19 protein-coding genes, 1 tRNA gene and 2 pseudogenes are annotated in these 20787 nt (G+C 63.9%); 17 read left to right on the top strand and 5 right to left on the bottom strand.

From position 1 onward, the window contains the following. Positions 1 to 36 precede the first annotated feature (36 nt). The 5 genes and pseudogenes from D6C00_RS02510 to flgA form a co-directional block, all read right to left on the bottom strand. Positions 37 to 113 (bottom strand) — tRNA-Arg (locus D6C00_RS02510). 39 nt (positions 114 to 152) lie between these two features. Beyond that, on the bottom strand, positions 153 to 899 hold the full coding sequence (locus D6C00_RS02505) for a flagellar brake protein (RefSeq protein WP_125180164.1): 747 nt from the start codon (positions 897 to 899) through the stop codon (positions 153 to 155). Between the two features lie 63 nt (positions 900 to 962). After that, positions 963 to 1448 carry a flagella synthesis protein FlgN gene (locus D6C00_RS02500; RefSeq protein ID WP_125180163.1) on the bottom strand — a complete coding sequence of 162 codons (486 nt, stop codon included), beginning with the start codon at positions 1446 to 1448 and terminating at the stop codon, positions 963 to 965. Between the two features lie 3 nt (positions 1449 to 1451). Next, positions 1452 to 1765 (bottom strand): annotated as a pseudogene (flgM, locus tag D6C00_RS02495) (flagellar biosynthesis anti-sigma factor FlgM). A 102-nt stretch (positions 1766 to 1867) separates the two neighbouring features. Next, positions 1868 to 2572, bottom strand: a complete 705-nt coding sequence (flgA, locus tag D6C00_RS02490) for a flagellar basal body P-ring formation chaperone FlgA (RefSeq protein ID WP_158675259.1) — start codon at positions 2570 to 2572, stop codon at positions 1868 to 1870. Positions 2573 to 2716: 144 nt separating this feature from the next. On the opposite strand from flgA, the gene D6C00_RS02485 reads away from it, so the two are divergent. From D6C00_RS02485 to D6C00_RS02405, 17 genes and pseudogenes are all read left to right on the top strand, one after another. Beyond that, positions 2717 to 3673: a chemotaxis protein CheV gene (locus D6C00_RS02485; protein ID WP_125180160.1), complete on the top strand. Its 957-nt coding sequence runs from the start codon at positions 2717 to 2719 to the stop codon at positions 3671 to 3673. A gap of 81 nt (positions 3674 to 3754) precedes the next feature. Further along, positions 3755 to 4615: a CheR family methyltransferase gene (locus D6C00_RS02480; RefSeq protein ID WP_125180159.1), complete on the top strand. Its 861-nt coding sequence runs from the start codon at positions 3755 to 3757 to the stop codon at positions 4613 to 4615. Positions 4616 to 5091: 476 nt separating this feature from the next. Continuing rightward, positions 5092 to 5487, top strand: a complete 396-nt coding sequence (gene flgB / locus D6C00_RS02475) for a flagellar basal body rod protein FlgB (RefSeq protein ID WP_125180158.1) — start codon at positions 5092 to 5094, stop codon at positions 5485 to 5487. A gap of 2 nt (positions 5488 to 5489) precedes the next feature. Continuing rightward, positions 5490 to 5906, top strand: coding sequence for a flagellar basal body rod protein FlgC (gene flgC / locus D6C00_RS02470; protein WP_125180157.1), 417 nt, complete (start codon positions 5490 to 5492; stop codon positions 5904 to 5906). Between the two features lie 24 nt (positions 5907 to 5930). Beyond that, on the top strand, positions 5931 to 6617 hold the full coding sequence (locus D6C00_RS02465) for a flagellar hook assembly protein FlgD (protein ID WP_125180156.1): 687 nt from the start codon (positions 5931 to 5933) through the stop codon (positions 6615 to 6617). 13 nt (positions 6618 to 6630) lie between these two features. Beyond that, positions 6631 to 7899, top strand: a complete 1269-nt coding sequence (gene flgE, locus D6C00_RS02460; RefSeq protein WP_125180155.1) for a flagellar hook protein FlgE — start codon at positions 6631 to 6633, stop codon at positions 7897 to 7899. A gap of 12 nt (positions 7900 to 7911) precedes the next feature. Beyond that, the gene (gene flgF / locus D6C00_RS02455; protein ID WP_125180154.1) at positions 7912 to 8652 is read left to right on the top strand and encodes a flagellar basal-body rod protein FlgF; all 741 of its coding nucleotides are present in this window, start codon (positions 7912 to 7914) and stop codon (positions 8650 to 8652) included. Positions 8653 to 8665: 13 nt separating this feature from the next. Further along, entirely contained in the window at positions 8666 to 9451 is a 786-nt protein-coding gene (gene flgG, locus D6C00_RS02450) for a flagellar basal-body rod protein FlgG (protein WP_125180153.1), read from the top strand. Between the two features lie 22 nt (positions 9452 to 9473). Beyond that, positions 9474 to 10142 (top strand): flagellar basal body L-ring protein FlgH, encoded by a 669-nt coding sequence (gene flgH, locus D6C00_RS02445; protein ID WP_125180152.1) that lies wholly within the window; start codon positions 9474 to 9476, stop codon positions 10140 to 10142. A gap of 99 nt (positions 10143 to 10241) precedes the next feature. Next, a complete protein-coding gene (locus D6C00_RS02440) occupies positions 10242 to 11348 on the top strand; it encodes a flagellar basal body P-ring protein FlgI (protein ID WP_305000410.1) in 1107 nt (368 codons plus the stop codon). A gap of 125 nt (positions 11349 to 11473) precedes the next feature. Next, positions 11474 to 12505 (top strand): flagellar assembly peptidoglycan hydrolase FlgJ, encoded by a 1032-nt coding sequence (flgJ, locus tag D6C00_RS02435; protein ID WP_125180150.1) that lies wholly within the window; start codon positions 11474 to 11476, stop codon positions 12503 to 12505. A gap of 3 nt (positions 12506 to 12508) precedes the next feature. Then, positions 12509 to 13767 (top strand): annotated as a pseudogene (gene flgK / locus D6C00_RS15940) (flagellar hook-associated protein FlgK); the annotation flags it as partial. Positions 13768 to 14196: 429 nt separating this feature from the next. Continuing rightward, on the top strand, positions 14197 to 14466 hold the full coding sequence (locus D6C00_RS16285) for a flagellar basal body rod C-terminal domain-containing protein (protein ID WP_317623018.1): 270 nt from the start codon (positions 14197 to 14199) through the stop codon (positions 14464 to 14466). Between the two features lie 4 nt (positions 14467 to 14470). Then, positions 14471 to 15391 carry a flagellar hook-associated protein FlgL gene (gene flgL, locus D6C00_RS02420; protein ID WP_125180147.1) on the top strand — a complete coding sequence of 307 codons (921 nt, stop codon included), beginning with the start codon at positions 14471 to 14473 and terminating at the stop codon, positions 15389 to 15391. A 329-nt stretch (positions 15392 to 15720) separates the two neighbouring features. Beyond that, positions 15721 to 18288 carry an EAL domain-containing protein gene (locus tag D6C00_RS16445; RefSeq protein ID WP_158675257.1) on the top strand — a complete coding sequence of 856 codons (2568 nt, stop codon included), beginning with the start codon at positions 15721 to 15723 and terminating at the stop codon, positions 18286 to 18288. A gap of 392 nt (positions 18289 to 18680) precedes the next feature. Next, entirely contained in the window at positions 18681 to 20099 is a 1419-nt protein-coding gene (locus D6C00_RS16440) for a flagellin N-terminal helical domain-containing protein (protein WP_125180145.1), read from the top strand. 72 nt (positions 20100 to 20171) lie between these two features. Next, positions 20172 to 20594: a flagellar protein FlaG gene (locus D6C00_RS02405; RefSeq protein WP_125180144.1), complete on the top strand. Its 423-nt coding sequence runs from the start codon at positions 20172 to 20174 to the stop codon at positions 20592 to 20594. The last annotated feature ends 193 nt before the right edge of the window (positions 20595 to 20787 follow it).

The following is a 20787-nucleotide window of genomic DNA, read 5'->3' as shown; positions in this document are numbered from 1 at the left end:
CCCGCAGGCGGAACCGGGCATGGAAGGGGTGGAATATGGCGTCCCCGGCAGGATTCGAACCTGCGACCTACGCCTTAGGAGGGCGTCGCTCTATCCAGCTGAGCTACGGAGACAGGGCCGCCATTGTAACGGGGATCAGACCCGGACCCAAGTCAGTCGCTGCCGCGGCTGCGGCGGCGGATCATTTCGCGTTCCAGCTGGGTGACGAACTTGCGCAGCCGGCTCCTGTCGCTGGAGGAGAGTTTGCAGAAGCGCCCCCCCATACGCAGGACCTGGTGCTGCTCGTCCGGCAGGGCGAAGCGTACCTCCAGATCGGCCTGCAGGGACTGGGGATCCTCCGGCAGCTGGATCCGGCAGTCGGGGATGATCAGGCCCTTGCGGATCTCCTGTCCCGTCTCCAGCCGCGCGCCCAGCCCCCCCATGGATACATCGCACAGCTGGCCGTCGAGGAGGGTTTCCTCGCCGAGCGGCAGCAGCACGCTGAGGCCCATGTCCATCGCCACGTGCACGCGGTAGTCGGCGCGGCGCTGCATGTAGTGGATGCAATCCGGTAGCCCGGCCTGGTAGAAGCCAACGCCCTGTCGGTTCCGGGCCGGACGGATGGACAGGTTGAAGTTCATCTCCACGCCGTCGTGCTGGCCGAAGACCCGCAGCCTGCCGGTTTCCAGTGCCTTGCGGTGGGCGTGCTCATCGTTGAGTTCGTCAAGGAGCAGGTAGCCGCGCTGGGGGTTGAGATTGAGCAGCAGGCTGTTGAAGGAACGTTCGACGCCGGGGATCCTTACCCGCAGCAGTATCCTGTTCTCATGCAACCGGCGCAGCAGCGCGATGACCTGCGGCGGATGGGTGATCTTTTCGCTTTGGGAACGGTAGTGTTCCTGTTGCTCGATTGCGTCCGCCATGGAGGGTGTCCGGCCCGTGTACTGGGTTCAGTTCATGATACGTCAGTGGACGGTCCAGTCAATTCAGGCCTTGGCCAGCGGGCGGGTGCCGGTGTCTCCGGTATCGGTGTGGCCGCTGGCGGCGTAGGTGGACGGGGCGGGTGACTGGCCGCGCAGCACGGCCAGCGCGGAGCGGGTGTGGCGGCGGTGGGTCTCGATGGCTGCGCCATTATGGCGGTTGCGTTCCTGGCACTGCTGCAGCGATTCCAGTAGCGTCTGCCAGCGTCCGGTCAGCACACCGGTGCTGTCGCACCAGGCGATGCAGGCCTCGATGCCGTCACGGTCGTGGCCATAGCCGGCGTGGCCGAGCAGTTCGGCCAGGCGTCGTTCCATGCCTTCGATATCCTGCATGCGTTCGGCCTTGGCGACGGCGGCCTGTTCCAGGGCGGCAGTGTCCTGCGTCTGCAGGGCCTGGAATTCGGCGTCCAGGATGGCGTTCAGCGCGGCGAGCGTGTGCTGCTCACGCTCGATCAGCGCTGTCAGGGTCGATCTGCACTCTGCTGCCTGCATGACCTAGAGCGCGCCCTCGAACTGCATCATCTTTTCGGCGATGCGGTTGGCGTCGATTTCGTAACTGCCGTTGGCGAGGGCGCTCTGATGGTGTTGACGCGGTTGCTGTCCACCTCGGGCAGATCGGCGATACGGCTCTCCAGATCCCGCAGCTGCTGGGCCTGGGGGGTGAGGCTGACGGTGTCGCGGCTGGACGCCGGATTGCCCTGGCTCTCGGCGGTCTTGTTCTCCGCCGTGGCCTGGCCGCCCTGGGATGCGTGGCCGGCCCCGACATTGCCGATCTGAGAACCGGATATATTGTTGATTTCAGTTGCCATTATGGCCTCCTGCGTGCTGTTTTCTCAGGTTGATTCGGGTCTGACTGAAAATCGTATCGTCAAAACATTCAATAACTTTAGCGTGATTTTTGGCCGCTGCCACTAAAGCGTCACTTTTACGACGCCGCGGGAGACCACCCAGCCCTCGATCACCCGTTTGCTGTTCAGGGCCTTGACGCGGATGCGCTCGCCCCTGGTGCCATCGCTCATGGCTTCACCGCGCATCCGCACCTGGAACCGGTCACTGCCGGTGAGCAGAGTGACCCGGTCGCCGCGATTGATCAGCCGCGGGGCGGTGAGCATGTTCGGAGTGATCACCGTGCCGGCCGGAATGGCGCGCCCGGCCAGCATGCCCTGCAGTTTGTCGGTGCCCTCGAAATAGCCGTAGCTCAGTCCGGACAGTTCCCGTTCGACCACCCTGAGCTGGGCCTCGCCGAGTGACTCGCCCCGCAGCACGGGCTCGGTGGCGACCACGACCTGACCGAAAACATCAATGCTGCCAGAGACATAGATTTTCCACTCGGCCGGGCCGGGGCAACGCACCCCGACACTGGTGTTGCCATTGAGCCGGGCGCCGGTGGGCATGAAGGCCTCCAGCGGCTGGTCACAGGGCTTGAGCCGCAGCCGCTGATCCAGGTTGCCGATGCTGACCTCGATCTTGCCGCTATGGGTGGCGGCAGCCTGGTCGGCGAGAAACCGCTGTGCGGTGTCCAGGATGCTCTGGTGGGACTGGAAGCCGGCCGCCACAGCGCCCGCTGCCTGGCCCAGTCCCAGTCCGATCAACAGTATCCGGCAAAGCCTTTTCACCCGTCTCTCTCCCACATGTTCGAAGTCGTTCGGCCAGAACGATGCAATTGCTGTGCCGGAAGCGGGACGGGTTCAAGAAAGGGTGCCAGCGGGCCGCTACAGGGCCAGAACAGGAAGCCGCCCCTATCGAAGGAGACCAAACAGATGAGCACCGTACTGGCCAGCGTTGACCAGCGCACCCAGCTTGCCGGACACAACCGCCTGGAAGTTCTGATGTTTACCCTCGATGGGCGGCAGCGCTTCGGGATCAATGTCTTCAAAATCCAGGAGGTCATCCAGTGCCCGCCGCTGACCCAGGTGCCGCAGTCCCACCGGGTGGTGCGGGGCGTGGCCCACCTGCGCGGCAAGACCATTCCGGTACTGGATCTGGGGATGGCCATCGGGCGGCCGCCGCTGCAGGATCCGCGCGAGGCCTTCGTCATCGTCACCGAATTCAATCGTTCCACCCAGGGCTTTCTGGTGCGGATGGTCGATCGCATCGTCAACATGAACTGGGAACAGATCCTGCCGCCGCCCAATGGAGCCGGCAAGGACAGCTATCTGACCGCCGTGACCCGGGTCGATGACGTGCTGGTCGAGATCATCGATGTGGAGAAGGTGCTCGCCGAGGTCATCGGCATGGACGACAGCATCTCCGAGGAGGTTCTGGCCGAGGCCGGCGCGGTCGAGCATGAGTGCCGGCCGCATATCCTGGTGGCGGACGATTCCATGGTCGCGCGCAACCAGATCAAGCGCACCCTGGATCAGCTCAATATTGACGCTACCCTGGTCAGCGACGGCAGGAAGGCGCTGGAGCAGCTGCAGCAGTGGGCCGAGCACGATCCGGACCGGCTGCGGGACCTGGCCATGGTCATCTCGGATGTGGAAATGCCCGAGATGGACGGCTATACCCTGACGACACGGATCCGTACCGCGCCGGAGCTGGCGGGCCTTTACGTACTGCTGCACACCTCGCTCAGCGGGGTGTTCAACCACGCCATGGTGGAGAAGGTGGGTGCCGATGAGTTCATCGCCAAGTTCAAGCCCGACCTGCTGGCCACCTCGGTGCTCAAGCAGGTCAACCAGACCCGGCAGGAAGTGGACGGGGCCGCCGTCGGCTGAACGGCCGGTCTGCCGAACTGACAACCTGCTGCGGGCGCTGCATGCAGCCGGACGCGGCAGCCGCCTGACAAGGAAATCCGCTTGAACACTGTCAAAATCCCCTCCCAGGATTTCGATGCCTTCCGCGCCTTTCTGGAGGAGAGCTCGGGCATCGTGCTCGGCGAGAACAAGCACTACCTGGTGCTGAGCCGTCTGGGCCGGCTCATGCGCGAGGCCAGGATCGACAGCCTCGGCGAGCTGGTCGAACAGATGCGCAAGCCCTTCAGCCGCGGGCTGAAGGAGCAGGTCATCGAGGCGATGACCACCAACGAGACCTTCTGGTTCCGCGACACCTTTCCCTTCGACATCCTCAGACAGACCATCCTGCCGGATATGGCCGCGCGTCGGGTGCGGGTGCCGCGGATCTGGTCGGCGGCCTGTTCCAGCGGGCAGGAGGCCTACTCGATCAGCATGACGGTCCAGGAGTTCATGGCCGAGAATCCCGGCAAGCTGGGCGAGGCCGAGATCCTGGGCACCGATATCGCCCCCACGGTGATCCGGGAGGCGCAGGCCGGGCGGTATGACGGCCTGGCGGTGGTCCGCGGCCTGTCCGAGGAACGCAAGCAGAAGTACTTCGCCCAGCAGGGTCTGCACTGGGTGGTGAAGGACGAGATCAAGCGCCGGGTGCGCTTCACCCTGGCCAACCTGCTGCAGAGCTATACCACGCTGGGCCGCTTCGACATCATTTTCTGCCGCAATGTGCTGATCTATTTCTCCACCGAGTCCAAGCGCGACATCATTGCCCGGATGGCGCGCAGCCTGAATCCCGGCGGCTATCTGTTTCTCGGCTCCTCCGAGTCCATTACCCAGCACTCGGACGCCTTCGAGCTGGTGCGCGCCCCGCGCGGCTCGGTCTACCGGCTCAAGGAAGGCCTGGACCAGGGGCGTCTGGCCGGGCGCTGAACCTTTCACGATCGGTGGGCGCGTTGCCTTGACTGAAAACCGGATTAACGCAGAGGCGCGAAGGCGCAGAGGCCGCAGAAATTAATGGTACTTACTACACCGTCATCCCCGCGTCGGCGGGGATCCAGGGCTTGACCGCGCTGCCGGATACTGGATTACTCGCTACGCTCGCCCTTCGGGCCGCCCTGCGGACGTTCAACGCGCTTCGCGCTTTTTTCCCGCCTTCGCGGGAATGACGGATTGACTGAAATCCGGCTAATGTTTTTCTCTGCCTCCTCTGCGCCTTCGCGCCTCTGCGTTGAAACTCACGCCCCCGAATTGCACCGCCCTTTGCCACCCGGCGGCGGAATCTTGCCGCCCGGCCTTGCCGCGGCCGCCCTTCCGAAAACGAAATCCCTGTAAAAACAAGCCTCCCGCCGATGCTGGCACAGGCATTGCTACGACATGGCCCGAACGAACTAAAGTTTGAGGTTGCCATGCCGATATCGCTCGATTCCCTGCTGGGGCCAATGCCGGAAGCGCTCAATCTGCGCGCCCGGCGCAACGAGCTGCTGGCCTCCAACATTGCCAACGCCGACACGCCCAATTACAAGGCGCGCGACATCGATTTCCGTGCCGTCATGCGCAATGCCGGCGATGAACAGCTCAAGCTCGCTTCCACCCGGCCCGGTCACATAGCCACCACAACCGACAACTACGGCGGCATACCCCTGAAATACCGGGTGCCGGCCCAGCCGTCCATGGACGGCAATACCGTGGACATGCAGGCGGAGCAGGCGGAATTCTCCAAGAACAGCGTCATGTATCAGACCACGCTGGAATTCCTCGGCCGCAAGTTCAGCGGCATCAAGTCCACGCTGAGAGGTGAATGATCATGTCCCTGTTCAAGGTCTTTGATATTGCCGGTTCGGGGATGAGCGCCCAGAACACCCGGCTCAACACCACCGCCAGCAATCTGGCCAATGCTGAAACCGTCAGCCCGACGGAAGAGGGTGCCTACCGTGCCCGTCAGCCGGTCTTCGCCGCCATGATGAAAAGCCTCTACAACGCCGGCCCCGAGTCGGTGGGCGTACAGGTGCGCGGCGTGGTGGAAAGCGATGCGCCGGTACAGATGCGCTACGCGCCCGACAATCCCATGGCCAACGAGGACGGCTATGTCTACCAGTCCAATGTCAACATGGTCGACGAGATGGTGAACATGATCTCCGCCTCGCGCAGTTACCAGAACAACGTGGAAGTGATCAATACCTCGAAACAGCTGTTGCTCGCCACCCTGAGAATGGGCGAGTAAGACTGCTACCCAGGGAGTCAACCGATGAATGATATATCCAGTCTGCAGGACATCTACGCCGGCGCCGGCCTGCGTACCAGCGAGGAGGCCAGCAGGGCCGAATCCAAGGTGAAGAACGAACTCGGCCAGGAGGACTTCCTGGACCTGATGGTCGCGCAGCTGCGTAACCAGGATCCAATGAAACCGATGGAGGACGGCGAGTTCCTGACCCAGATGGCCCAGTTCAGCACCTCCACCGGCATCCAGGAACTCAAGGATTCGTTCAAGAGTTTCAGTGAATCCATGCAATCCGGCCAGACGCTGCAGGCCGCCAGCCTGGTCGGCCGTTCGGTGCTGGCCCCGACCGGCGTTGGCCGCCTGGAGGAGGGCGGCAGCCTCAGCGGCAGTATCGATCTGCCCGAGAGCAGCAGCGATGTGGAGGTGCGCATCTTCAATCAGGCCGGTGAACTGGTACGCAGCATCGGGCTGGGTCAGCAGGCCGCCGGTACGGTGCCCTTCAAATGGGAGGGGATGGATGACCAGGGCCAGCCCCTGCCTGCGGGAGACTACCTGGTTGAGGCCTCGGCCAATACCGGAAATGGCGCCGAGGCCGTCGAGACCCTGATCGCCACCGAGGTGGAAAACGTCACGCTCAATCGCTCCGGCGGTCTGCTGCTCGGCCTGAACGGCGGCAGAACCCTGGAGTTATCCGAAGTCCGCCAGATTCAGTAAAGGAGAATCGGTCATGCCTTTCAGTATCGCGCTCAGTGGGTTGAATGCCGCGTCCAAGGACCTCGAGGTCACCGGCAACAATATCGCCAACTCCAGCACCAACGGTTTCAAGTCCTCCCGCACCGAATTCGCGGATGTCTTCGCGGTCAGTACGGGCGGCGTCAGCTCGACCGCCATCGGCAGCGGCGTGCGCCTGGCCAACGTGGCCCAGGAATTCGGTCAGGGCAACATCGATTTCACCAGCAGCAACCTGGATCTGGCCATCAACGGCGAGGGCTTTTTCGTGCTCTCCGACGGCGGCAGCCAGGTCTATTCGCGTGCCGGTGCCTACAACATCGACCGCAACGGCTATGTGGTGAATTCCACCGGTCAGCGGTTGCAGGTATTCGATCCCATCGGCAACTCGAGTGATACCTTCAATACGGGCTCGCTGAACGATCTGCAGGTTTCCCAGACCGAGGGCGCTCCGCGGGCGACCTCGAGCATCGGGCTGAACATGAACCTGGACTCCAGCGACCCGGCGATACCGTCCGGCGTGACACCCCTGGATCCCACGGATGCCACCACCTACAACTTCTCGACCTCCTTCTCGGTGTTCGACTCCCAGGGGGTGGAGCATTCGGCCACCACCTATTTCCAGAAGCAGGCGAACAACCAGTGGGATGCAAGACTCTACCTCAATGGCACCGACCCGGGAGATGTGGTTCAGGTCGGCGGTAGCGATACCTTCAGCTTCGAGTTCGATAACAACGGCCAGCTGATCTCCAATTCGGGCACGCCTGCCCTGAACGGTACCGAGGTGATTTTCGATGCCAAGAACCCCGGGACCGGTGCGGCAGACCTGAATATGACCATGGACCTGGCCGATCTGGTCCAGTTCGGCGGCGACTACACCGTGAACTCCCTCAGCCAGGACGGTTTCGCCAAGGGCAAGCTGAGTGGTTTGAGCATCAGTGACGAGGGCGTCATTTCGGCCCGCTTCACCAATGGCCAGTCCAACGCGCTGGGCAAGGTGGCGCTGGCGAGCTTTCCCAACCCGACCGAATTGCGTCAGGTCGGTGATACCAACTGGGCCGAGACCTTCTCCTCCGGCCAGCCGCTGGTCGGCGAGCCCGGCAGCGGCAGTCTGGGCGCGATCCAGTCCGGGGCGCTGGAGTCCTCGAACGTCGACATCGCCGCCGAGCTGATCAAGCTGATCACCGCTCAGCGCAACTTCCAGGCCAACTCCCAGGTGATCAGCACCGCCGACACCATCACCCAGACCATCATCAATATCCGTTAAAGGTAAACGACGATGGATAAGCTGCTCTATGTCGCCGCCAGCGGGGCCCGCCAGGTCATGGATGCCCAGGCGGTCAACGCCAACAATCTGGCCAACGCCACCACCACCGGTTTTCAGGCCGACCTGGCGGCGGCCCGCGCCCATGCGCTGGAGGGGCAGGTCTTTCCCAGCCGGGTCTATGCCGAATCCCAGCCGGGCGGAACGGATTTCGCCAAGGGCGCGATCCAACCGACCGGACGCGACCTGGATGTGGCGGTCGACGGTCAGGGCTGGATCGCGGTGCAGGCGCCGGATGGCGGTGAGGCCTACACCCGTGCCGGCAATCTGCGCATCTCCCCGACCGGCATGCTGGAGACCGGCGCCGGTCACCCGGTAATGGGCGAGGGCGGTCCGATGCTGCTGCCCGATGCACAGAAGGTGGAGATCGCCCCCGACGGCACCGTGTCCATGCTGCCGGTGGGGCAGGATGCCACAGTGCTGGCGGTGATCGGCCGCGTCAAGGTGGTCAACCCCGATCCCACCCAGCTGCAGAAGGACGAGAATGGTCTGCTGCGTATGCGTGACGGCGGCCAGGCCCCGGCCTCGAACGAGGTGAAGCTGGTCAGCGGTGCACTGGAGAACAGCAACGTGAACATGGTCGATGCCATGACCACCATGATCGGTCTGTCACGGCAGTTTGAGGCCAACATCAAGCTGATGGAAACCGCCCGGGAAAACGACTCGGCTTCCGCGCAGCTGATGCGGATCAGTTAAAGAGGATTCAGTTATGAACAAGGCAATGTGGGTTGCGATGACCGGGCTCGAGGCACAGCAGACCCGGATGAACAATATCTCGAACAACCTGGCCAATGTGAACACGACCGGTTTCAAGCGCGACCGCGCGGTGTTCGAGGACCTGCTGTACCAGAACATCCGCCAGGCCGGCGCCCAGTCCTCGCAGGACACCCAGCTGCCTTCGGGCCTGATGCTGGGTACCGGCGTGCGCACCGTTGCCACCCAGAAGCTGCACACCCAGGGCAATGTGGTGCAGACCAACAACTCCTTCGACGTGGCCGTTCAGGGCCGGGGCTATCTGCAGGTGCTGATGCCCGACGGCAGTCTGTCCTATACGCGTGACGGCTCGCTGATGAAGAACAGCGACGGCCAGCTGGTGACCTCCAGCGGCTATCCGATCCAGCCGGCGATCACCATCGATGAAGACGCCCAGAGCGTGACCATCAGCTCCGACGGCGTGGTCAGCGTACAGCTTGCGGGGCAGGCGCAGCCGACCCAGGCCGGAACCATCCAGCTGGCGGACTTCGTCAATGCCACCGGCCTGCAGCCGATCGGCCAGAACCTGTTCATCGAGACCGCCTCCAGCGGTGCCCCCACGATCAACAACCCCGGCACCAACGGCACCGGCACCCTGATCCAGGGCTCGCTCGAAACCTCGAACGTCAACATCGTCGAGGAACTGGTGAACATGATCGAGACCCAGCGTGCCTACGAGATGAACTCCAAGACCATCTCCTCGGTGGACCGCATGCTGCAGTACGTGAATCAGAACCTGTAAGGCCTGGAGACGGAGCCGCGTGATGAAAACCTTCTACAGAATCGCAGTGCTGGGCGGCCTGTTGCTGAGCCTGCTCGCCGGCGGCTGCGCTACCCACCCGGGACCGCGCGGCGACTACCGGCCGGTGGTGCCGCAGCCGCAGACACCGCCGCCGCAGACGCAGGGTACCATCTACCATTCCGGCACGGCCATGTACCTGTTCGAGGACATCAAGGCGCGGCGTGTCGGTGACATCATCACCATCGTGCTGGAGGAACGCACCCAGGCCAGCAAGAATGCCAAGACCGAGACCGACAAGGAAACCTCGCTGGAATCGCAGACGCCCACGGCGCTGGGGGACACCTTCGGCAGGCTCGGCGCCTCGGTTGACAACAGTACCGAGTTCGACGGCGAGGGCAAGAGCAGTCAGAGCAACAGCCTGACCGGCAACATCAGCGTCACCGTGATCGACGTGCACCCCAACGGCAATCTGGTTGTGCGCGGCGAGAAGTGGCTGACCCTGAACCAGGGTGATGAATATATCCAGATCTCCGGCATCGTGCGTCCAGTCGACGTGCGTCCGGACAATACGGTGCCCTCGACCCGGGTGGCGGATGCGCGCATCGCCTACAGCGGTCAGGGCTTTGTGGCGGATTCCAACACCATGGGCTGGTTCGCCCAGTTCTTCAACAGTGTCTTCTGGCCGTTCTAATCCAATAGTCGCTTTGCGACACGTTTGCCCCCTCTCCCGCGAGCGGGAGAGGGTTGGGGTGAGGGAATAAAGCTCATGATTCGATCCTTCGGAAAAGCCATGTTCAACGCCAATCGCCTGGGATTTGTCTTTACCCTGCTGATGAGCCTGCTCATTACCGTCCCCGCCGCCGCCGAGCGCGTCAAGGACATCGCCACCGTGGCCGGTGTACGCGACAACCAGCTGGTCGGCTATGGCATCGTGGTCGGGCTGGACGGCACCGGCGACAAGACCCCTTTCACCGTGCAGAGTGTGAAAAGCATGCTGGCGCAGTTCGGGGTCAAGGTTCCGGACGATCAACGCATCACGCTCAAGAACGCCGCTGCCGTGACCCTGAGCGCGGACCTGCCGCCCTTTTCCAAGAAGGGGCAGAAGATCGACATCACCGTTTCCTCCATCGGCGATGCCACCAGCCTGCGCGGCGGCACCCTGCTGATGTCGCCCATGCGCGGCGCCGACGGCCAGGTCTATGCCGTTGCCCAGGGCAACCTGGTGGTGGGCGGACTCAGCGCCGGCGGTGACGACGGCTCGCGCATCACGGTCAATGTGCCCAGCGTGGGCCGCATCCCCAACGGAGCCACGGTGGAGCGCGAGGTACTCAGCCCCTTCATGGAAGGCGACAGCCTCACGCTCAATCTGCACACGCCCGATTTCACCACGGCCAACCGTTTGGCGAAATCCATCAACGACCTGATCGGTCCACGCTCGGCCCAGCCGGTGGATGCCGGGGCAGTCAGCGTGAGTGCACCGCGCGACCGTTCCCAGCGGGTGGCATTCGTGTCCCTGCTGGAGAACCTGGAGGTCAGGCCGGGTGAGGCGCCGGCGCGGGTGATCGTCAACTCGCGCACCGGCACTGTGGTCATCGGTCAGCATGTGCGGGTGATGCCGGCGGCGGTGGCCCACGGCAATCTCACCGTGACCATTACCGAGGATCCGCAGGTCAGCCAGCCCGCACCGCTGTCGCAGGGCGAGACCGTGCTCACGCCATCCACCAGTGTCGCCGTGGAGGAGGAGGACAACCGCATGTTCCTGTTCGAGCCCGGCGTGACGCTGAACGACATCGTGGTGGCGGTCAACCGCGTGGGCGCCGCGCCCAGCGACCTGGTCGCCATCCTGGAAGCCCTGAAACAGGCCGGTGCCCTGCGCGCCGAGCTGGTGGTGCTGTAAAGGAAATACCATGGGTGATCATGACCACGTCGTAGGATGGGTGAAGCGAAGCGACACCATCGAAGCCGTTCCAACCCGATGGGTTACGGCGCCATGCGCCTTCACCCATCCTGCGGGGTGACGCGATGAACACGGTCTCCGATGCCAATGCCTTCATGGACCTGCAGGGCCTGGCTGCGCTGAAGAGCCGCGCCGCGCAGTCCGGTGGCCGTGACATCGACACCCTGCGCCAGGTGGCGGGACAGTTCGAGTCCCTGTTCGTGCAGATGCTGCTCAAGAACATGCGCGCCACCAGCTTCGACGAGGAAGGTCTGCTCAATAATGACCAGATCAAGTTCTATCAGCAGATGTTCGATCAGCAGATCGCGGTCGAAGCCACGAAGGGCAGGGGACTGGGCATCGCCGACATGCTGGTGCGCCAGTTGGGCGGCGCGCCTGACTCGGCCGGCGAGGCGGGACAGGCTGTCCCCCAGGTGCCGCCGGTGACGCGCGAGAGCCTGTTCGGTCCGCAGGCGGCGCGCCCGGCACAGACGCGGCCGGAAGCTGCGCCGGCCGTCGGATCGGCCGAGGCGGTTGCTGGCGGTACGGAACTGGGTGAACCCGGCAACCCGCGCGAATTCATCCAGGCAGCCTGGCCGCACGCCCAGCGCGCCGCTGCCGCCCTGGATGTGCCGGCGGAGGGGATCCTGGCGCAGGCCGCGCTGGAAACCGGCTGGGGCCGGCACGTCATGCAGCAGCCCGACGGGCGCAGCAGCCACAATCTGTTCGGCATCAAGGCCGATGCCCGTTGGTCGGGTGAGCAGGTGACCAGACCGACGCTGGAATTCCGCGACGGGGTCATGCAGCAGGAGCGGGCGGCCTTCCGGGCCTACGGCTCGCTGGCAGAGGGTTTTGACGATTATGCCCGCTTCCTGCAGCAACAGCCGCGTTATCGCGAGGCCCTGCAGGCCGATTCGGCCGAGGGCTTCGCGGCCGCCCTGCAGCAGGCGGGTTACGCCACCGATCCGGATTATGCCCGCAAGATCAGCGCAATCATGAACCGTTCCGATTTCCGCCAGCAGGTGACCGCGCTCAAGCAGACCGATACGGGGCCGTTAGTCTCTGCAGGGGAGCCGGCCGGCACAACATCCGCGCCCTCGCGCGCGCAGGAGGGTTAATCCATGGCCAGCGGGATTCTCGGTACGGCCTCGTCGGCGCTGCTTTCCTTTCAGCGGGCGCTGGCCACCACCGGCCATAACATCGCCAACGTCAACACCGACGGCTTCAGCCGCCAGCGGGTGGATCTCAGTACGCAGACGCCGAACAATTCAGGTGCCGGATTCATCGGTAACGGGGTGCAGGTCGACGGTGTGCAGCGCAGCTATGACGATTTCCTGGAACGCGAACTGCGCTCCAGTATCGGCGCGCGCGACAGTTCCAGAACCTACGCCGAGTTCGCCTCGGTGGTGGACAACCTGCTGGCGGATCCGAACTCCGGGCTGTCGCCCGCGCTGCAGAACTTCTTCGATTCCATCCAGCAGGTGGCCGACGACCCCACCGCCGTCCCGGCCCGTGAGCTGATGTTGAGCGAGGCCCAGTCGCTGGCGTCCAGCTTCCATCACATCGACGGCGAGCTGGACGGCCTGCGCGATCGCATCGGCATCGAATTCCGCAACCAGGTGGACGAGATCAACGACCTGGCCGGTTCCATCGCCAGTCTGAACGAGGACATTGCACTGGCCTTCGGGTCCGGTACGGGACAGCCTCCCAACGATCTGTTGGACCAGCGCGACCAGCTGGTCCTCACGCTTTCCGAGAAGGTCGGCGTGACCACCCTGGAGCAGTCCGATCACACCCTCAATGTCTATATCGGCAACGGCCAGCCGCTGGTGGTGGGGCAGAAGGCCGGCAGCCTGAGTGTGGAACGCAACAGCCTGGACAGCCAGCAGCTGGACATCGGCTTTTCCTTTGGCGGTTCCGGTTCCGGCTCCAGTCTGATCACGGACAAGATCAGCGGCGGCAGCGGGGCGGGATCATCGGGTTTCGCAACGAGGTGCTGGATCCGGCCCAGAACCGTCTGGGTCAGGTCGCCGTGTCCCTGGCCGAGACCTTCAATGCCCAGCATCGCAGCGGTCAGGATCTGGACGGGACGCCCGGCACCAGCCTGCCCGACTTCTTCGGCGTGACCGATCCGAACGACCAGGTGTTCTCCAGCCTGAGCAATGCCGGCTCGTCCAGCCTGAATGTTGCCTTCGACAGCGCCAATATCGACCAGCTCACCGCCGATGAATTCAGCCTGAGCTACGACGGCGCGAACTGGACCCTGCGCAACCTGACCAGTGGGGCGACGGACACGGTCACGCCGGGCACGACCTTTTCCAAATATGGCCTGGATATCGATCTCACGGTCAGCGGCACCGCAGTGGCCGGTGACAAATTCCTGCTGCGTCCGACCCGCCAGGGCGGCGACGATATCGCCGCGAATATCACCAATCCGCGCGAAATCGCCGCGGCCGCGCCTGTGCGCATCGACGGCCAGACCAGCGGTACCGGTATCCCGACCAACACGGGTAGCGGGAAATTCTCCTCCGGTACCGTGACGGGGTCACTGCCGTCACTGCCAATAACGCTGACCTATGACGACACGACCAACACCTTCAGCGACGGCGGTGCCATTTCCTTCGGTTATGATCCGACCACCCAGTCCGGGGCGACCTTCACCAGCGCCGACACCGGTATCAGCGGACTGGAATTCACCATCTCGGGCTCACCGGACAACAACGACCAGTTCGTGATCAGTGCCAACGGCGGAGGTGGGGGTGACAACCGCAACGCCCTGGCCCTGGCCGGTCTGCAGACAGACAAGACCATGAACAACGCCACGGCCAGCTTCCAGGACAGCTACGGCCAGATGATCGCCGACGTCGGGGTCAAGACCCGCCGGGCCCAGACCCTGGCCACCACCCAGGGTAATCTGGCCGACCAGGCCCAGGCCCGGCATGATGCCGTCTCCGCCGTCAACCTGGACGAAGAGGCCGCTGAAATGATGCGCTGGCAGCAGGCCTATCAGGCCGCGGCCCAGGTGGTCACCATCTCCGATACCATCTTCCAGACGCTGTTGCAGGCGACAGGCAGGTAAACACATGCGCATCTCGACTTCACAGCTTTATCAGCAGGGGCTCAATGCCATTCAGGACCAGCAGACCCAGCTGGCCCGGGTCAGCAACCAGCTGGGCACCGGCCGGCGCATCGTCTCGCCGGCCGACGACCCGGCGGCCAGTGCGGCCATCGTCGGGCTCAACGAGGATCTGCAGCGCCTGGAGCGCTTCCAGACCAATGCCGATCGGGCCGAATCGCGTCTCGGGCTGACCGAGACCACGCTCGATTCCGGCATCAGCGCCCTGCAGCGGCTGCGCGAACTGACCATTACCGGTCTCAACGGCAGCCAGAGTGCCCAGAGCCGGGCCGACATCGCCGCCGAGGGCCGTCAGCTGCTGGACCAGATGCTGGCACTGGCCAATACCCGGGACGCCAACGGCGAGTACATCTTCGGCGGTTTCCAGAGCCAGTCCGAGCCCTTCAGTCAGACCGCCGGCGTGGTCAGCTACAGCGGTGACCAGGGCCAGCGTTTCATCGCCGTGAGCGAGAACCGCCAGATCGCGGTGACCGACTCCGGTTCCGATATCTTCATGGCCGCACCGGCTGACAGCAATGAGAGTGTCTTCACGGTGATGTCCGATTTCATCACCGCCATGGAAAACAACCAGCCGCAGGATCTCGACTCGCCCCCCAGGACGGCGCATATCCTGGACGACATCGATGCGGTCATTGACAATATGAGCGCGGCCCGCAGCTCCATCGGTGCCCGCCAGCGGGCGCTGGACCTGCAACGCAATCAGAATGCCGACGCCATCCTGCGCATGGAACAGACCCGTTCCGGGCTGCAGGACCTGGACTATGCCGAGGCCGCCACCAATCTAAACCGCCACACCGCGGCACTTGAGGCCGCACAGCTGAGCTTCTCCCGCATCCAGAACCTGTCGCTGTTCAACTTCCTGCGGTAATTGAAGAGCGCCACGGAAAACACGGAAAACACGGACGAAAATAAAGAAACCTCCGATTGATTCGTCATTGCGAGGAGCGTAGCGACGTGGCAATCTCCAACCGATTGATACTACTGTACGAGATTGCCACGCTTCGTTTATGCCCTCTGGGTACTCGCAATGACAGCCGGCGTGGCGTCGGGTTACGCGATGCGGGTAATCCGAACTACAGGCTGAATCGCTTCATAAATCATCTTTCCGTGTTTTCCGTGTATTCCGTGGCGCTCTTGATCTGTTAAAGCCCGCCCAGCCGCCGACCGATAGCCATGCAGGCCCGTAAAAGGTCCCTCATGGCCCCGGAACCCAACAACACAGTCCTGCTGATCGAGGAGTCGCCCACCCTGCGTTATGCGCTGGAGCGGCTGCTGCGTGGTAGTGGCTTCGCCGTCAGCGCCGTGGAGTCCTTCACCGCCGGGCTGGAGCGATTGGCAACCGCGCCGGGCGGTGCTGGCATTGCGGTAGCGGTGATCGGCTGGCCGGTGCATACCCGGCCGGAGGCCGACGAACTCTTCACGCTGCTGGAAGAACCGGGGCTGGCGGCCCTGCCGGTCCTGATCATGGTCAATGACCCCGAACCCGCCACCCGGGCCTGGGTGGTGCGCCGCTCCCACACCGCCATGCTCGACTGGCGCCTGCACACCGAGGCGGTGGCGACCATCAACACACTCAGGTCCGCGCGCGAGGCGGGCGAGGGCGACCTGGAACCGCCGCTGGCCGACCAGGGCGGGACGCGGGTCCTGTTCGTGGACGACTCACCCAGCGTGCGCGCCTATTACCGGCGGCTGCTGAGCGGACAGAGGTATCGCCTGGAGATGGCCGCCAATGTCGACGAGGGCTTCGACAAGGCCCGCAGTCAGCCTTTCGACATCGCCATCATCGACTACTTCATGCCGGGGGAGAACGGCGACGTGCTGTGCCGCTGGCTGCGTGACGACCCGGCCACCCGCCATGTCACCACGGCCATTTTCACCAGCACCTACCTGGACCAGGTGATCCAGGACTCACTCAACGCCGGTGCGGCCGAATGCATGTTCAAGGACGAGCACGATGCCCTGTTCCTGGCCCGGGTGGCGGCGATGAGCCGCAGCGTGGCCGGGCGCAAGTCCATCGACGCCGAGCGCCAGCGATTGCAGAGTATCCTCAACTCGGTGGGCGAGGGCGTCTACGGGGTCGACGCCGAGGGCCGCATCACCTTCGTCAATCCGGCCGCGCGCCTGATCCTGGGTTATGACGAGAACCGCGAGCTGCTCGGCCAGTCCGCCCATGAACTGTTTCACTACGCCGATCAGGACGGCAAACCCATCGCGCCGCTGAGCGGCCTGCTGCAGTCGAGCTACGGTGGCCGCCAGATCCTGCGCAGCTGGGAGACCTGCTTCTGGACCCGCGAGGGCAGCTCGGTGCCGATCGAATGCACCGTTTATCCCCTGTATATGGGCCGCGAGCAGCAGGGCTCGGTGGTCGCCTTCCGCGACATCTCCGAGCGCAAGAGCCTGGAGGAACGACTGCTGTGGCAGGCCACCCACGACGCGCTAACCGAACTGTTCAACCGGCGCTATTTCGAGGAGCAACTGGAGGCGGAATGCCAGTGGCAGCAACGCCAGAAGACCACCAGCGCCCTGCTGTACCTGGATCTGGACCACTTCAAGTACATCAACGACACCGAGGGGCATGCGGCCGGGGACGCACTGCTCATCCAGGTGGGACAGCGTCTGCTCGAGCGCCTGCGCCGCACCGACACCCTGGCCCGGCTGGGTGGGGACGAGTTCGCCATCCTCCTGCGCAACATCGAACCGGCGGAGCTGCATGCGGCCAGCGAGGCCTTCCGCGGCGCGGTCTCGGAGCAGGATTTCAGTTACCACGGCAAGTCGTTCAAGGTGCGCGCCAGCATCGGTGCCGCCGTCATCGATGCCGCCACCCCCTCGCCGGGCGAGGCCCTGGCCGAGGCCGATATCGCCTGCCATGTGGCCAAGCAGCAGGGCGGCAACCGCAGTCATGTCTATGACCCGCATGACCGGCACAAGGATCTGATGGACCGCGAGCTGGGCTGGTCCAACCGGCTGCGCGAGGCCCTGCGCGGCGACGATTTCCTGCTCCACTACCAGCCCATCCTGCCGCTGGGCGGGTTCAGTGCGGCACGGTTCGACGAACTCCCGGACGGCAATCTGTGGAACTGGTTCGTCGGCCAGCCGGCCGCCTGCAGTGTCTGTTTCGAGGTACTGCTGCGGCTGCGCGGGCCGCACGGCGAGGCCATCGCGCCGGACAACTTCATCCCCACGGCGGAACGCTTCTACCTGATGCCCGAGATCGACGAATGGGTGCTGCGCCACGCCCTGCTCAAGCTGGCCGAGCTCAACCGGGTGTTCCGCAAGGCCTGTTTCTCCATCAATGTCTCCGGCCATACCCTGTGCAACCGCGACTGGCCGACCCGGGTCCAGCGGCTGATCGGCGAGCACGGCGTGGAGCCCGGCTGTGTCACCTTCGAGGTCACCGAGACCGCCGCCATCTGCGACATGGGCGCGGCCCGGCGTGCCATCGACCGTATCCGTGACCTGGGCTGTCGCTTCTCGCTGGATGATTTCGGCACCGGCTTCAGCTCCTTCTCCCAGATGAAGCAGCTGCCGGTGGACTACATCAAGATCGACGGCATGTTCGTCCAGGCCATGGCCACGGACCCCATCGACCAGGCCATGGTCACCTCCATGAACGACATCGCCCACTGCCTGGGTCGGGAGACCGTGGCCGAGTACGTCAACACCCGCGAGATCCTGCAGCTGCTCATCGCCTGCGGCGTCGACCACGCCCAGGGCCACTACATCGCCCGCCCGCTCGAGGACCCGGCGGCGGTGGGGGATGAGTAAGGATCAGGAGCGCCACGGAATACACGGAAAGCACGGAAATTCCCGATACCAATACTTCAATGCGTAGGTCGGGTTAGCCCGGCAGGGCGTAACCCGACGACAACCGGGGGCGATGTCGGGTTACGCTGCGCTAACCCGACCTACGGTCTTTGACCACATTATTCCTTTCCGTGCTTTCCGTGTATTCTGTGGCGCTTTTATAAGAAAAACAGTAGGTTTCGTGGATTTCCCGGCCATCCCCCCGCAGCGTCAAAAAACCCTAAAGATTCGTCTTCCCCGCCCGCTATGCCTGTTGGGAGCGGTGAATATTTCGAGGCTCGAAGTATATCCGCTAGTCAACAACCGAATCCCCGTGGCCACATTGATGCCACCCGGGACAAGGAGATCGAATCATGGCACTTATCGTCAATACCAACATCGCCTCGCTGAACGCCCAGCGTAATCTGACCAATTCCCAGAGCTCGCAGGCCAGCGCCCTGGAGCGCCTGTCCTCCGGCCTGCGCATCAACAGTGCCAAGGACGACGCGGCAGGGCTCGCCATCTCCGAGCGCTTTTCCACCCAGATCCGCGGCCTGACCCAGGCGGCGCGCAACGCCAATGACGGCATCTCCCTGGCCCAGACCGCCGAGGGTGCCCTGGGCGGCCTCACCGAGAGCCTGCAGCGTATCCGCGAGCTGGCCATTCAGTCCGCCAACGCCACCAACAGTGACTCCGACCGTGCCGCCCTGCAGGGCGAGGTCGCCGAACTGGTGGAGGAAATCAACCGCGTGGCCCAGACCACCACCTTCAACGGCGTGAACCTGCTCGACGGCAGCTTCTCCTCCCAGGTGTTCCAGGTCGGCGCCAACGCCAACCAGACCGTGTCGATCGACTCCATCGCCAATGCCAGCACTTCGGTCCTGGGCGAGACCGACATCAGCAGCTACGCCGAGGTGACCACCGGCAGCTCCACCGGTCCTGTCCTCGCCGGCCTGTCCGGGATGAGCATCAACGGCGTGGCCGTGGCCGATACCAGCCGCGATGCTGCCGCTGTTGCGGATTCCATCAACGCGGCCAGTATCGACGGAGTAACGGCAACCGCGACCAACAGCCAGGATATCGCGTTCGACGATCTCATTGCTGACGGCGATGCCGGCGACGGTTATTCGCTTTCGATCGACGGCAATGACCTGTACACCGATGAGCAGGGTGCTGTGACCGCGCAGAACGTCGCCGATGCCATCGATGCCCTGGAGGGGTATACCGCCACGAACAATGCCGGCACCCTCACCATCGCCAAGGCCGATGGCAGCAACTTCGATATCACCCAGACCATTACCGACGCTGACAACACTACCGCCCAGACGGGTACGGGTTTCGCCTCGACCGGCACCCAGTACGGCGGTGTCGAAATCGCCAGCACCAGTTCCGAGGGTATCCAGTTCACCGGCCAGGCCGCCTCGGATGTCCAGGCTGATTTCGCCGCTACCGGCGCCGGTGCCGCCACCACCAACACCTACGTGGTGTCGCAGATGGATATCTCCACCGCCGACGGGGCCCAGACCGCCATCCAGATCGCCGATACGGCACTGGACGAGATCAACAGTGCCCGCGCCGAACTGGGTGCCGTGCAGAACCGCTTCGAGGCAGTGGTCAGCAACATCTCGGTGACCAACGAGAACCTGACGGCATCCCGCTCGCGCATCCTGGATGCGGACTTCGCCGCCGAAACCGCCGAGCTGACCCGCAGCCAGATCCTGCAGCAGGCCGGTGTCTCGGCTCTGGCCCAGGCCAACAGCCTGCCGCAGCTGGCCCTGTCGCTGCTGCAGTAAGGGCAATGAACCCGCCCGGGGGCCGGGAACCCCCGGGCGGAGTTTTCAACCCGGCTTCAGAGGCATGCTGATATGAATACCGAATTGAGCATGGTGACGTCCCTGAACACCGCGCGCCCAGAGATCGCCACGGTGCGCAAGCCCGCTGTCGCCCAGGAACCGGGCGTGGCCTCCGGCCAGGCCTTGCCGCCGGCAGACAGCATGAGGCAAGGGGCCGCCGTCGCGGAGCAGGGGAACGAGCCCGAACGCGCCATGAAGGATACCGGCGATCTGCAACAGGCCGTGACCCGCATGAATGATTTTGTCCAGAACCTGCAGCGCGATCTGCGCTTCGAGGTTGATGACGAACTGGGACGGACAGTGATTTCCGTCGTGGATTCAGAAACAAAGGAAGTGATTCGCCAGATCCCACCGGAGACCGTGATCGAGCGCGCCCGGCGCCTGCAGGCGCAGGAGGACGCCGCCGAGGGTCTGTTGTTCCGGGAACAGGCCTGAAGCTGGCCTGTTTATTGCTAAATGGATATAGCCACGGAAAACACGGAAAGCACGGAAAGAAATAATGTGGCGTATATCGTAGGTCGGGTTAGCGCAGCGTAACCCGACATAGAGTCAGGCTGGCGTCGGGTTACGCCCTGCCGGGCTAACCCGACCTACTTCAAATGTCCGTGTTTTCCGTGGCCATGATCTA

The sequence above is a fragment of the Thiohalobacter thiocyanaticus genome, assembly GCF_003932505.1.
In the GTDB taxonomy this organism is placed as follows: Bacteria; Pseudomonadota; Gammaproteobacteria; order Thiohalobacterales; family Thiohalobacteraceae; genus Thiohalobacter; species Thiohalobacter thiocyanaticus.
The sequence above is the reverse complement of the archived record's forward strand: the minus strand, read 5'-3'. Positions and strand labels throughout refer to the sequence as shown.

Excerpts from the sequence above, each read along its gene's own strand:
- D6C00_RS02505 (WP_125180164.1), bottom strand. The coding sequence starts at position 899 with ATGGCGGACGCAATCGAGCAACAGGAACACTACCGTTCCCAAAGCGAA.
- D6C00_RS02500 (WP_125180163.1), bottom strand. The coding sequence starts at position 1,448 with ATGCAGGCAGCAGAGTGCAGATCGACCCTGACAGCGCTGATCGAGCGT.
- D6C00_RS02485 (WP_125180160.1), top strand. The coding sequence starts at position 2,717 with ATGAGCACCGTACTGGCCAGCGTTGACCAGCGCACCCAGCTTGCCGGA.
- flgB (WP_125180158.1), top strand. The coding sequence starts at position 5,092 with ATGCCGATATCGCTCGATTCCCTGCTGGGGCCAATGCCGGAAGCGCTC.
- flgC (WP_125180157.1), top strand. The coding sequence starts at position 5,490 with ATGTCCCTGTTCAAGGTCTTTGATATTGCCGGTTCGGGGATGAGCGCC.
- D6C00_RS02465 (WP_125180156.1), top strand. The coding sequence starts at position 5,931 with ATGAATGATATATCCAGTCTGCAGGACATCTACGCCGGCGCCGGCCTG.
- flgE (WP_125180155.1), top strand. The coding sequence starts at position 6,631 with ATGCCTTTCAGTATCGCGCTCAGTGGGTTGAATGCCGCGTCCAAGGAC.
- flgF (WP_125180154.1), top strand. The coding sequence starts at position 7,912 with ATGGATAAGCTGCTCTATGTCGCCGCCAGCGGGGCCCGCCAGGTCATG.
- flgG (WP_125180153.1), top strand. The coding sequence starts at position 8,666 with ATGAACAAGGCAATGTGGGTTGCGATGACCGGGCTCGAGGCACAGCAG.
- flgH (WP_125180152.1), top strand. The coding sequence starts at position 9,474 with ATGAAAACCTTCTACAGAATCGCAGTGCTGGGCGGCCTGTTGCTGAGC.
- D6C00_RS02440 (WP_305000410.1), top strand. The coding sequence starts at position 10,242 with ATGTTCAACGCCAATCGCCTGGGATTTGTCTTTACCCTGCTGATGAGC.
- flgJ (WP_125180150.1), top strand. The coding sequence starts at position 11,474 with ATGAACACGGTCTCCGATGCCAATGCCTTCATGGACCTGCAGGGCCTG.
- D6C00_RS16285 (WP_317623018.1), top strand. The coding sequence starts at position 14,197 with ATGAACAACGCCACGGCCAGCTTCCAGGACAGCTACGGCCAGATGATC.
- flgL (WP_125180147.1), top strand. The coding sequence starts at position 14,471 with ATGCGCATCTCGACTTCACAGCTTTATCAGCAGGGGCTCAATGCCATT.
- D6C00_RS16445 (WP_158675257.1), top strand. The coding sequence starts at position 15,721 with ATGGCCCCGGAACCCAACAACACAGTCCTGCTGATCGAGGAGTCGCCC.
- D6C00_RS16440 (WP_125180145.1), top strand. The coding sequence starts at position 18,681 with ATGGCACTTATCGTCAATACCAACATCGCCTCGCTGAACGCCCAGCGT.
- D6C00_RS02405 (WP_125180144.1), top strand. The coding sequence starts at position 20,172 with ATGAATACCGAATTGAGCATGGTGACGTCCCTGAACACCGCGCGCCCA.